Raw genomic sequence first — 12,052 nt, forward strand, 5'->3', positions numbered from 1 at the left:
TCATTGCCTGGTCATGTTGGCGAAGGGCTCATCAGGCCGGGGCCAGGCGGGCTCATCTCACTTCCAAAATGCAACTGTAGTGCTAGGGCCTGTTAACACTACTCTCCGCAAGCCGCGTTGCCGCGCCAAATGGCGCTAGGCGAGGCGCGGGACGCAGGGAATGGCATTCCCTTGCCAAGTCCCGCAACGACGCATGGCGCCATTTGCCGCGCAACCCGCAGGGACGGGCCTGTTTTTGCGCGATGTGTCGTTGCTCGTCGTTCATTTGGAATGACCAAACTTCTCTCCTCGCGCCTAACCCCGCGCAAAAACAGGCTCCGTCGCGGCCGCGTGGAGTAGTGTTAACAGGCCCTAGTGGTCTGAACCAGAGATTTGTATGAGCTTATGAACTGAAGTGAGAGGACCATACTGGGGCGGCATCCAGAATTCAGGAGCCTGCCATGGCTGACCTACGTGCTGTGTCGATCACCTTGTCCGATGGCCGACCGCGCCACGCTGGACCCTGAAGATCCTATCTGTTTCTTCCTTAGTTGTGATGGGCATCGACGTCGCCAAGGCGCACTCGGCGCTGGCGGCGGCCTTGCTGCCGCTGGGTGTGGCGCTGGTGGAGATGGAGGCCGCTGCCGGCTTTCCCGTGGCGGTGGTCAACCCACGCCAGGCACGCGACTTCGCCAAATCCATGGGCCGTCTGGCCAATACCGACGCCATTGACGCGCGCCTGCTGGCCGAGTTGGCAGCGGTGCTGGTCCGGCGCGGGGGCCTGGAGCGCTTCCTCGTCCGCTGGCCGACGCCCGGCAACAGTGGCTTGTCGCGCGGGTGACCCGGCGCCAGCAGTTGCTGACCCTGTTGCATGCTGAACGCCAGTGCCTGCAGATCACCCCGCCAGGGCTGCACCCGAGCCTTGAGGCCATCATCGCGGCCATCAAGGCGCAACTCGACGACATCGAGCTCCAGAGGGTCGGCCACGTCCGCGAGCACTACGGGCAAGCTCGACAGGCTGCTGAAGTCGGCCAGTGGTATCGGCCCTGTGGTCAGTGCCACCTTGATCGCTGAGTTACCCGAGCGGGGCAGGCTCAACCGCCGTGAGATCGCCGCCTTGGTCGGAGTCGCCCCGATGGCCAACGACTCCGGAAACACCAAGGGCCGCAGGTGCGTACAGGGCGGGCGCTTCGAAATCCGGCGTATGTTGTACATGGCCACGCTGACCGCCGCCAAGGCACAACCGGCCATCAGGGCCTTCGACGAACGACTGCTGGCTGCCCGGCAAGCTACCCAAGGTGGCGCTGGTCGCCTGCATGTGCAAGCTGCTGAGCATGCTCAATGCCATGGTCAGAGCCAGCCCGCCTGAGGACAGATCGCTTCACGCTGCTTGACTTGGAAGACGGTTACTCAAATGAAAAGGCCCGCACGGGGCGGGCCGGATCGGAGCGGGAGAGGGGTCAGGCCTCGTCGCCGTCTTCCTCGTCGCCGCTGCCGACGTTCATGCCGAGCTCCTTGATCTTGCGCGTCAGGGTGTTGCGCCCCCAGCCGAGCAGCAGGGCGGCATCGCGGCGGCGCCCGGCGGTGTGCTTGAGCACGCTCTCGATCATTACCCGTTCGAAGGCCGGCACGGCGATGTCCAGCAGGTTCGACTGGCCGCGGGCAAGCGCCAGGTCGGTCCACTGGCGCAGGGCTTGTTCCCAGTTGTTGGCCGGCGAGTTCTCTTGGCTATGGCTGAGCAGCTCCGGCGGCAGGTCGTCGACGTGCACCTCGCGGCCGGAGGCCATTACGGTGATCCAGCGGCAGGTGTTCTCCAGCTGGCGCACGTTGCCGGGCCAGGGCAGGTTGCTCAGGTATTCCTCGGTTTCCGGCTTGAGCGTCTTGGGCTCGACCGTCAGCTCCAGGGCCGCGCGGTTGAGGAAGTGCCGGCTCAGCGCGGGAATGTCGGCGCGGCGGTCGGAGAGGCGCGGGATGTGGATGCGGATGACGTTCAGGCGGTGGAACAGGTCCTCGCGGAACTTGCCGGCCTGCACCAGGTGTTCCAGGTTCTGGTGGGTGGCGGCGATGATCCGCACGTCGACCTTGACCGGCGTGTGGCCGCCGACCCGGTAGAACTCGCCGTCGGCCAGCACGCGCAGCAGGCGGGTCTGGGTATCGGCCGGCATGTCGCCGATCTCGTCGAGGAACAGGGTGCCGCCGTCGGCCTGCTCGAAGCGCCCGCGGCGCAGGCTGGCGGCGCCGGTGAAAGCGCCCTTCTCGTGGCCGAACAGCTCGGACTCCATCAGCTCCTTGGGAATCGCCGCCATGTTCAGCGCGATGAACGGCGCCTTGGCGCGCGGACTGTGGCGGTGCAGGGCGTGGGCGACCAGCTCCTTGCCAGTGCCGGACTCGCCGTTGATCAGTACGGTGATATTGGAGTGGGAGAGGCGGCCGATGGCGCGGAATACCTCCTGCATCGCCGGCGCCTCGCCGATGATTTCCGGGGTGCTGGCCTGGATGGCCGGCGCTTCCAGCCCTTGCTGCTCCTGGGCGTGCAGGTTGGCGCGCTTGATCAGCGACACCGCCTCGTCGACGTCGAACGGCTTGGGCAGGTACTCGAAGGCGCCGCCCTGGTAGGAGGCCACCGCGCTGTCCAGATCGGAGTGCGCGGTCATGATGATCATCGGCAGGCGCGGGTAGTGCTTGCGGATCTGCGCCAGGAGGTCGAGCCCGCTGGCGCCGGGCATGCGGATGTCGGAGATGATCACGTCCGGCTGCTGGCGGGACAGGCGGTTGAGCACGCCATCCGCGCTGTCGAAGCTCTGGGTGGTCATGCCTTCCTGCTGCAGGGCCTTTTCCAGGACCCAACGGATGGAGCGGTCGTCGTCGACGATCCACACGGTTTCGCTTCGGCTCATAAGGGTGAGGCTCCTAGATCCAGCGGCAGGTAGATCGAGAAGCGGGTGTGGCCGGGGTGGCTTTCGCACTCGATCAGGCCCTGGTGCTGGCTGATGATGTTCTGGGTGATGGCCAGGCCCAGCCCGGTACCGTCCGGGCGACCACTGACCATGGGATAGAACATGGTTTCCTGTAGCTCGGCAGGAATGCCGGGGCCGTTGTCGATGATTTCCACCCTGCACACCAGGCGATGGCGAACGTGGCCGATGGTGAACTGGCGCCGGGTGCGGGTGCGCAGGTAGATGCGACCGAGGCGCAGATCGTTCTGGCCGGTGAGGGCCTGCATGGCGTTGCGTACGATGTTGAGCACCGCCTGGATCATCTGCTCACGGTCGATCAGCACTTCCGGGATGCTCGGGTCATAGTCGCGCACCAGCACGATGCGTCCCTCGCTTTCCGCCATCACCAGGCTGCAGACCCGTTCCAGCACCTCATGGATGTTGGTCATCGCCAGGGACGGCAGCTTGTTCGAGCCGAGCATGCGGTCCACCAGATTGCGCAGGCGGTCGGCCTCTTCGATGATGACGTTGGTGTAGTCCTTCAGTGTCTCGTCCGGCAGTTCGCGGGCGAGCAGCTGTGCCGCGCCGCGGATGCCGCCGAGCGGGTTCTTGATCTCGTGGGCGAGGCCGCGCACCAGCAGCTTGGTGGTTTCCTGCTTGGACAGCTGGGCCTCCTCCTTGGTGATCCGCAGCAGTCGGTCGCGTGGATAGACCTCCAGCAGCAGCAGCGTCTGACCGTGGCTGATGACCGGCGTCACTGCGTAGTCCACCGTCTGGGTCCTGCCGGTCAGCGAGGTCAGTAGGGCTTCGCGCTTGGTGAACGGGTGTGCCTCCGCCACGGCCTGGCGCAGGGAGATCAGGGCTTCGGGGGACTCGGTGAAGAGTTCGCTGATGAATTGTCCGTGACTGCGCTGGCCGCTGACTGCCAGCAGCATTTCCGCCGCGGGGTTCATGTACTCCAGGCGCAGCTCGCCGTCGAGCAGGATGGTGGCGGTGGTCAGGTTGTCCAGCAGCAGTCGGTGCAGGTTTTCATTGTTAGGCATTGGCTGGTCTACCAAGGCTCCGGTATTGGATCGGCAAATGCAAGAAATGAACCGAATGTTCGGAAAGGGCGCGAAAGCGTGCTCTGTGCCGGCTTTTGGCGCGTCCATGGATAAAGAGGTGACCCAATATGGGGACAGTATAGGAGAGCATATTGGGAGGCGCCCTAAAACGGGGCGGAAATCATAGGAAAGGCACGTAGGGGATATCCCACTTCTGCACCGGCGTGTCCTTCAGCAGGCATTCCGGGCGCACGCCGTAATCGGCGATCTGGCAGGGCCTGGCCAAGCGCTTTTGGATCACGACGGGGGCTTCAGGTGCACGGCCTGCTCGGGGCTGTGCTCCAGAGTGCGGCCGTCGGCATCGAGGATTTCCACGACCAGCCGATGGCTGCCGCGCTCCAGTCCGTTCAGGGCGAAGACCGCTTGCAGTCCGTCCGGCCCGGCCGCTGCGCCATCGAGCCGCAGCCGGTAGCGATGGCCGGGGTACAGGCCGGGCGCGCTGGCGGCCGTTACCGTCAGCGCGCCGCCCTGCGGCTGGTCGGTGAAGACCCGGTTGCCCTGTGCATCGACGTAGCTATAGATCTCGGCCGCCGCCGGGAAGGCGAGCAGGGCCAGGCAGAGGGGCAGGATGCGCATGGGTGCCGTCTATCTGCGTCGGTGGGTGCGCTGGACGGTGAACTGGAGCGGAGCGCTCTGCTGAAGGGAGCGGTCGTCCGCGAGCACCTCCACTGCGAGGCTGTGTTCGCCGCGGTCGATGTTGACCAGTTCCAGGCGGGTCGTTTGGCTGGGCTGGCCGTAGGGCTGGCCGTCCAGCAGCAAGCGCAGGCTGTGGCCGGGGCGCAGCTTGGGTTCGATGGCCACGTCGACGCTGAAGCTTCCATTGTTGGCGCGCAGGGACTCGCCGTCCGGGATGCCGGTCAGCTCGAGGCGGGTATAGCGGATCTCTCCAGGCTGCTCCTTGCGCTTGGCCGCTTCCGGCTGGCTGGGGGGCGGCGGTGCGACGATGCTGGGCGCCGGCAGTTCGACCTTTTCTGCGGCCACGCCTTCGGGCGGCTGGCTGCTGAAGACCGGATTGCCGTTGGCGTCGAGGTATTTATAGATCTCCGCGCCGGCCGGAAGGGCCAGCAGCAGAAGCAGGCCGGGCAATGCGCTGCGCATGGGAGGGCTCCCGCGAAAGTCGTTGGATGAAGCCTTGCATCGCGACGGCGGGCTGGCAAGTCCGGGCATGCCGGAGCGTTACGGCGATCACCCAAAAAAAGAAAGGCCTCCCGAGGGAGGCCTTTCTATCTTGCCGGCTGGCTTAGAGCCTGCTCATGATCTGCTGCGCGTCGGCTATGCTGCGTTGAAATCGGGTTTGGAAGCCGCTTGCGGCTAACGCACTTCAGTGCGGCCCCGAAGGGGCGAGCGGAGCGAGTCATGCTCATTTACCACGCGTAAACTGCGCTTTCTCATCCGATTTCGCCTTGCCTGGCCTTAGCTCGCCAGATCCTGAAACTGGCTCTTAGACGCTGTAGTACAGGTCGTATTCCAGCGGGTGCACGAAGGTGCGCACCTTGATTTCCTCTTCGCTCTTCAGCTCGATGTAGGCATCGATGAAGTCGTCGCTGAAGACGCCGCCCTTGGTCAGGAAGGCACGGCCCTTGTCCAGCTCTTCCAGGGCTTCCTTCAGGCTGCCGCAGACCTGCGGGATTTCCTTGGCCTCTTCCGGCGGCAGGTCATACAGGTTCTTGTCGGCGGCATCGCCGGGGTGGATCTTGTTCTGGATGCCGTCCAGGCCGGCCATCAGCAGGGCGGCGAAAGCCAGGTAGGGGTTGGCTGCCGGATCCGGGAAGCGCGCCTCGATGCGGCGGGCCTTCGGGCTGTTGACGTAGGGGATGCGGATGGAGGCGGAGCGGTTGCGGGCGGAGTAGGCCAGCATTACCGGCGCTTCGAAGCCCGGGACCAGACGCTTGTAGGAGTTGGTCGACGGGTTGGTGAAGCCGTTCAGCGCCTTGCCGTGCTTGATGATGCCGCCGATGAAGTACAGGGCGGTCTCGGACAGGCCGGCATAGCCTTCGCCGGCGAAGGTGTTCTTCCCTTCCTTGGCGATGGACATGTGCACGTGCATGCCCGAGCCATTGTCGCCGTACAGGGGCTTCGGCATGAAAGTCACGGTCTTGCCGTAGGCATCGGCGACATTATGCACGCAGTATTTCAGGGTCTGCACTTCGTCGGCCTTGGCCACCAGGGTGTTGAAGCTGACGCCGATCTCGTTCTGGCCGGCGGTAGCCACTTCGTGGTGGTGCACTTCGACCTTCAGGCCCATCTCTTCCAGGGCGTTGCACATGGCGGTGCGGATTTCGTGGTCGTGGTCGACCGGCGGAACCGGGAAGTAACCGCCCTTGACGCCCGGACGGTGGCCCTTGTTGCCGCTTTCGATGGTGGCATCGGTGTTCCAGGCAGCCTGCTCGGAGAAGATCCTGAACATGGAACCGGAAATGTCGGACTTGAACTTCACTTCGTCGAAGATGAAGAACTCGGGCTCCGGACCGAAGAAGGCGCTGTCGCCGATACCGGTGGACTTCAGGTATTCCTCGGCACGACGGGCAATGGCGCGCGGGTCGCGGTCATAGCCCTGCATGGTGGAAGGCTCGATGATGTCGCAGACGATGATCAGGGTCGGCTCTTCGGTGAACGGATCCAGCACGGCGGTGCCGTCGTCCGGCATCAGGATCATGTCGGAGGCTTCGATGCCTTTCCAGCCGGCGATGGAGGAGCCGTCGAACATCTTGCCGTATTCGAAGAAGTCGTCGTCCACGTCACGCGCCGGCATGGTTACGTGCTGCTGCTTGCCTTTGGTATCGGTGAAGCGCAGATCAATCCACTTCACGTCATGTTCTTTGATCAGTTGAAGCGACTTCGACATGTTGTCCTCCTGGTGGAGAGGACCAGAAAAGGTCCTCGGGAATTCGAGTAAAAGCGGGCGGCGATCATCCGCCAAGGCAAGTCGCGCCACAAGGGAGCAAGTTTAATGCCAATGCCTCGTGGGCGGAAAGGCTCTTCGCCAGAACTGCCGCGGCGGTGCCGGCTATTCTGGCGGAAAGTTTCGCTCTTTTTATGTGCCTCGATCAGGAGTTTTGCTTCGTTTTGGTGCGCATGCGCCAGTCTTTCGATAGTTGATCAAGTCTTGAGCAGAATCCGCTATAATCGCGCCCCCTTTTTGCCTGACCGGCCCGTGCTGCTTCCATGAAACTCATCGTCAAGGTTTTCCCGGAAATCACCATCAAGAGCCCGCCGGTGCGCAAGCGTTTCATTCGCCAGCTAGCGAAGAACATCCGCACCGTGCTGCGCGACCTCGATCCGGATCTGGCGGTGAGCGGCGTATGGGACAACCTCGAGGTGGAGACCGCGGTCGAGGACCAGCGGACCCTGCGCGAGATGGTCGAGCGGCTGGCATGCACGCCCGGCATCGCCCACTTCCTCGAGGTGCACGAGTACCCCCTGGGCGACTTCGACGACATCCTGGAGAAGTGCAAGCGCCACTACGCCGCGCAGCTGCCCGGGCGGATCTTCGCCGTGCGCTGCAAGCGCGCCGGCAAGCACCCTTTCACCTCGATGGAGGTGGAGCGCTATGTCGGCGGCTGCCTGCGCCAGCAGTGCGGCGCCACGGGCGTCTCGCTGACCGCGCCGGAAGTGGAGGTGCGCATGGAGATCCGTGATCAGCGCCTGTTCGTCGTCCATCGCCAGCACGACAGCATCGGCGGCTATCCGCTGGGCGCCCTGGAGCAGACCCTGGTGCTGATGTCCGGCGGCTTCGACTCCACCGTGGCGGCGTTCCAGATGATGCGCCGCGGCCTGCTCAGCCATTTCTGCTTCTTCAACCTCGGCGGCCGCGCCCACGAGCTGGGGGTGATGGAAGTCGCCCACTATCTCTGGCAGAAGTACGGCAGCTCGCAGCGCGTGCTGTTCGTCAGCGTGCCCTTCGAGGAGGTGGTCGGCGAGATCCTCGGCAAGGTCGACAACAGCCAGATGGGCGTGGTGTTGAAGCGCATGATGCTGCGCGCCGCCACGCGCATCGCCGGGCGCCTGAAGATCGACGCGCTGGTCACTGGCGAGGCGATCTCCCAAGTGTCCAGCCAGACTCTGCCGAACCTCTCGGTGATCGACGCGGCCACTGACATGCTGGTGCTGCGCCCGCTGATCGTCAGCCACAAGCAGGACATCATCGACACCGCAACACGCATTGGCACCGCCGACTTCGCCCGGCACATGCCCGAATACTGCGGGGTGATCTCGGTGAACCCGACCACCCGTGCCAAGCGCGAGCGTATCGAGTACGAGGAGCGCCAGTTCGATATGGCGATCCTCGAGCGTGCCCTGGAGCGCGCCCGCCTGGTGCCGATCGACCGGGTGATCGACGAGCTCGGCGAGGAGGTCCGCGTGGAGGAGGTCCGCGAGGCCCTGTCCGGGCAGATCGTCCTCGACATCCGCCATCCGGATATGGCCGAGGACGAGCCGCTGGATTTGCCCGGCATCGAGGTGCAGGCGCTGCCCTTCTACGCGCTGAACAGCCGCTTCAAGGAGCTGGCCGCCAACCGCCAGTATCTCCTTTATTGCGACAAGGGTGTCATGAGTCGCCTGCATGCTCATCATCTGCTGAGTGAGGGGCATGCCAATGTGCGCGTTTATCGTCCGGCTTAAACAGCCAGGGCTGCTGGGTGGCAGTATCCGCCACCGCCCTCCCGACCGATAACAGCCTGGGACGTCGCGGCTGGACACCCCAGCCAACTTTCCTGCTTCCAGCTTCCAGCCTTCAGCTTGAAGCTTTCATAGAGATAGAACCTGTGATCGAAAATCTCCGCAACATCGCCATCATCGCCCACGTCGACCATGGCAAGACCACCCTGGTGGACAAGCTGCTGAAGCTCTCCGGCACCCTCGACCGCAAAGAGGCGGAAAGCGAGCGGGTGATGGACTCCAACGACCAGGAAAAAGAGCGCGGCATCACCATTCTGGCCAAGAACACCGCCATCGAGTGGAACGGCCACCACATCAACATCGTCGACACCCCCGGCCACGCCGACTTTGGCGGCGAGGTGGAGCGCGTGATGTCGATGGTCGATTCCGTGCTGCTGGTGGTCGACGCCCAGGACGGCCCCATGCCGCAGACCCGCTTCGTGACCCAGAAAGCGTTCAAGGCCGGCCTGCGTCCGATTGTCGTGGTCAACAAGATCGACCGTCCCGGCGCGCGTCCGGACTGGGTGATCGACCAGATCTTTGATCTGTTCGACAACCTCGGCGCCACCGAGGAGCAGCTCGACTTCCCGATCGTCTATGCCAGCGCCCTCAACGGCATCGCCGGTCTCGACCACGAGGCGATGGACGACAACATGGATGCGCTGTTCCAGGCCATCCTCGACCATGTGCCGGCGCCCAAGGTGGACGTCGACGGCCCGTTCCAGATGCAGATCTCCCAGTTGGACTACAACAGCTTCCTCGGCGTGATCGGCATTGGCCGCATCGCCCGCGGCAAGATCAAGTCCAACACCCCGGTGGTGTCCATCGACGCCGCCGGCAACAAGCGCAACGGCCGTATCCTCAAGATCATGGGCCACCACGGTCTGCAGCGCGTCGAAGTGCCGGAAGCCCAGGCCGGCGACATCGTCTGCATCAGCGGTTTCGAGCAGCTGTTCATCTCCGACACCCTGTGCGACCCGACCGCCGTCGAAGCCCTGCCGCCGCTGTCCGTCGACGAGCCGACCGTGAGCATGACCTTCCAGGTCAACGACTCGCCGTTCTGCGGCAAGGAAGGCAAGTTCGTCACCAGCCGCAACATCAAGGAGCGTCTGGAGAAGGAACTGCTGCACAACGTCGCCCTGCGCGTTCAGGAAGGCGACAGCGCCGACAAGTTCAAGGTCTCCGGCCGCGGCGAGCTGCACCTGTCGGTACTGATCGAAACCATGCGTCGCGAAGGTTTCGAGCTGGCCATCTCCCGTCCGGAAGTGATCATCAAGGAAGTCGACGGCGAGAAGCAGGAGCCGTACGAGAACGTCACCATCGACATCGAGGAGACCCACCAGGGGCCGGTGATGGAGCAGATGGGCCTGCGCAAGGGCGAACTGTCGAACATGGTGCCGGACGGCAAGGGTCGTATCCGCCTGGAATACACCGTGCCGGCGCGTGGCCTGATTGGCTTCCGCAACGCCTTCCTGACCATGACCTCGGGCAGCGGCATCCTTACCAGCACCTTCAGTCACTATGGCCCGCTCAAGCAGGGCGAAGTCGCCCACCGCCAGAACGGCGTGCTGGTCTCCATGGCCACCGGCAAGGCGCTGACCTACTCGCTGGAAACCCTGCAGGACCGCGGCAAGCTGTTCCTCGAGCCAGGCCAGGAGATCTACGAAGGCCAGCTGGCCGGCATCCACAGCCGCGATAACGACCTGGTGATCAACCCTACCAAGGGCAAGAAGCTCGACAACATGCGCGCCTCCGGCAAGGACGAGACCATCCAGCTGGTTCCGCCGATCAAGTTCACCCTGGAGCAGGCACTGGAGTTCATCGACGACGACGAACTGGTGGAAGTGACGCCGAAGTCGATCCGCCTGCGCAAGAAAGTGCTGAACGAGAACGACCGCAAGCGTTACGAGCGCAGCAGCAAGATCTGATCGGGGGCGATCCGCTCCAGCGATAAAGCCCCGCCGGCGCTGCCGGTGGGGCTTTTTGCTTTTTGGGTGGGTTATCCGCCTCCGGCGCCTATTCGTGCACACGGGGTCAAGCCGTGTGCAGGTTTTCGACAGGCGCGACGGCGGGGGCCGGGGCCCTACTTGTATGCATGGTTCATCCGCGGCCACCGGCCGGCGGCCTCGGCTCGATCCTAAGTCAGCCCGCCAAGCCCGATAAGCCACGACCATGGTCATGTTTAACTCGCTCCCGTGGTTGTGAATTTGTGCGAATCATGACGAGTCGAGGCTGCCGGATTTTCTCGTGGCGGGCCTCGAGAGGGGGCAAGGGCATCCGTCGCCGCGCCGTGCTCGTCCTTTTTCTACCAATACTCGAACTGCATATCGAAATTGGCGCCGTTGCGGTCGAAGCCGAAGGTGCTGGTGTCGGAGAGTGTGGACTCAGGAGCGGCTGCACGCTGAGCCGCCTCGTTCCTGGTGGCGTAGCTGTAGTGGAGGCGGACCGCCGGGCGCGTCCAGAAGCCCGGCCCGGCCGGCGACCAAGTCGGTGCAATGGTGAACTTGGTCAGCTTGCGGGTGCCGCCGGCGCCTTGATCTGGTCGCGGCCCAGTTCGGCGATCAGCTTGAATTGCTTGCTGAAGGCGTAGACCGGCCGCACGGCGACGTGTCGTTGCTCGTCGTTCATTTGGAATGACCAAACTTCTTTCCTCGCGCCTAACCCCGCGCAAAAACAGGCTCCGTCGCGGTCGCGTGGAGTAGTGCTAACAGGCCCCAGCGCCGCCCGAGCCAGAAGGAGCCGCCGTTGAGGGCCGGCATGTCCTTTCACTCGGCATACCACAGGCTCAGACGGCTGAAACCGTAGTTGTCGCTGAACTTCGGCTCGTGGCCGTAGTGGTTGTACAGCTGTGCCATGCCGAAGATGCCGATCGTCGAGTTTGAGCACATCCTGTTGCAGGGCCTGCTTGAAGTACTGCTCGCATTTGTTGCCGAGTCGGTATTTCGACGGCGCGCCGGGCAGCTGGAAGCAGGACTGGGTACCGCCCTCGGTCGAGCCGCCGGCCCCGCTGCGCATATGGCCGCTGAAATCCAGGGCCTGGACCTGAAGGGGGAGGGCGAGGCAGACACAGACCGTCAGGCTCGTTTTTCGTCCGCCAAGGGCCATGGTTGGGCGGGAAGCACGGATTTTTGCTGTTCTTCATCCGATTTGCGCGAGAAACCCCGTACTTCTAGTGCGGGGAGGGATAGCGCGGCGCCCGCAGGGCGCCCCTGTTCTCGCTGCCTCCTTCTCAAGTGGTTGCTATCTTTACATTAATTTGGTTATTTTGTGATATATGACGAAACGCGCCTACAAGTACCGCTTCTACCCGACTCCAGAACAAGCAGAACTGCTTGCCAGGACGTTCGGTTGCGTGCGTTCCGTCTACAATCGCATCCT

7 protein-coding genes and 3 pseudogenes are annotated in these 12,052 nt (G+C 63.7%); 4 read left to right on the forward strand and 6 right to left on the reverse strand.

Features of this window, described 5'->3' with window-relative positions:
* Positions 1–535: 535 nt before the first annotated feature.
* A pseudogene (locus ACYVD0_RS09720) lies at positions 536–1,373 on the forward strand (transposase).
* 66 nt (positions 1,374–1,439) lie between these two features.
* Here the strand turns inward: ACYVD0_RS09720 and ntrC are convergent.
* The 5 genes and pseudogenes from ntrC to glnA form a co-directional block, all read right to left on the reverse strand.
* Complete coding sequence (ntrC, locus tag ACYVD0_RS09725) at positions 1,440–2,876, reverse strand: nitrogen regulation protein NR(I) (protein ID WP_460426641.1); 1,437 nt, start codon at positions 2,874–2,876, stop codon at positions 1,440–1,442.
* Positions 2,873–3,958: a two-component system sensor histidine kinase NtrB gene (gene glnL / locus ACYVD0_RS09730; RefSeq protein WP_460426642.1), complete on the reverse strand. Its 1,086-nt coding sequence runs from the start codon at positions 3,956–3,958 to the stop codon at positions 2,873–2,875. Before glnL ends, ntrC begins: the two co-directional genes overlap by 4 nt.
* Positions 3,959–4,139: 181 nt before the next feature.
* A pseudogene (locus ACYVD0_RS09735) lies at positions 4,140–4,594 on the reverse strand (DUF4124 domain-containing protein).
* Between the two features lie 9 nt (positions 4,595–4,603).
* Positions 4,604–5,116 carry a DUF4124 domain-containing protein gene (locus ACYVD0_RS09740; RefSeq protein ID WP_460426643.1) on the reverse strand — a complete coding sequence of 171 codons (513 nt, stop codon included), beginning with the start codon at positions 5,114–5,116 and terminating at the stop codon, positions 4,604–4,606.
* A gap of 343 nt (positions 5,117–5,459) precedes the next feature.
* Positions 5,460–6,863 carry a glutamine synthetase family protein gene (gene glnA, locus ACYVD0_RS09745; RefSeq protein ID WP_460426644.1) on the reverse strand — a complete coding sequence of 468 codons (1,404 nt, stop codon included), beginning with the start codon at positions 6,861–6,863 and terminating at the stop codon, positions 5,460–5,462.
* A 320-nt stretch (positions 6,864–7,183) separates the two neighbouring features.
* On the opposite strand from glnA, the gene thiI reads away from it, so the two are divergent.
* Both thiI and typA read left to right on the forward strand, forming a co-directional pair.
* Entirely contained in the window at positions 7,184–8,638 is a 1,455-nt protein-coding gene (gene thiI, locus ACYVD0_RS09750) for a tRNA sulfurtransferase (RefSeq protein WP_460426645.1), read from the forward strand.
* A gap of 143 nt (positions 8,639–8,781) precedes the next feature.
* Positions 8,782–10,602 (forward strand): GTP-binding protein TypA/BipA, encoded by a 1,821-nt coding sequence (gene typA, locus ACYVD0_RS09755; RefSeq protein WP_460426646.1) that lies wholly within the window; start codon positions 8,782–8,784, stop codon positions 10,600–10,602.
* Between the two features lie 377 nt (positions 10,603–10,979).
* On the opposite strand, the pseudogene ACYVD0_RS09760 reads toward typA, so the two are convergent.
* A pseudogene (locus tag ACYVD0_RS09760) lies at positions 10,980–11,779 on the reverse strand (carbohydrate porin).
* Positions 11,780–11,948: 169 nt separating this feature from the next.
* Here ACYVD0_RS09760 and ACYVD0_RS09765 point away from each other — a divergent pair.
* Positions 11,949–12,052: helix-turn-helix domain-containing protein (locus ACYVD0_RS09765; RefSeq protein WP_460426647.1), on the forward strand; the 104-nt coding region annotated here is incomplete at its 3' end.

This window comes from Azotobacter armeniacus (genome assembly GCF_054779355.1).

What these genes read in the sequence shown, in the direction of transcription:
- ntrC (WP_460426641.1), bottom strand. Translation starts at nt 2,876, where the DNA reads ATGAGCCGAAGCGAAACCGTGTGGATCGTCGACGACGACCGCTCCATC.
- glnL (WP_460426642.1), bottom strand. Translation starts at nt 3,958, where the DNA reads ATGCCTAACAATGAAAACCTGCACCGACTGCTGCTGGACAACCTGACC.
- ACYVD0_RS09740 (WP_460426643.1), bottom strand. Translation starts at nt 5,116, where the DNA reads ATGCGCAGCGCATTGCCCGGCCTGCTTCTGCTGCTGGCCCTTCCGGCC.
- glnA (WP_460426644.1), bottom strand. Translation starts at nt 6,863, where the DNA reads ATGTCGAAGTCGCTTCAACTGATCAAAGAACATGACGTGAAGTGGATT.
- thiI (WP_460426645.1), top strand. Translation starts at nt 7,184, where the DNA reads ATGAAACTCATCGTCAAGGTTTTCCCGGAAATCACCATCAAGAGCCCG.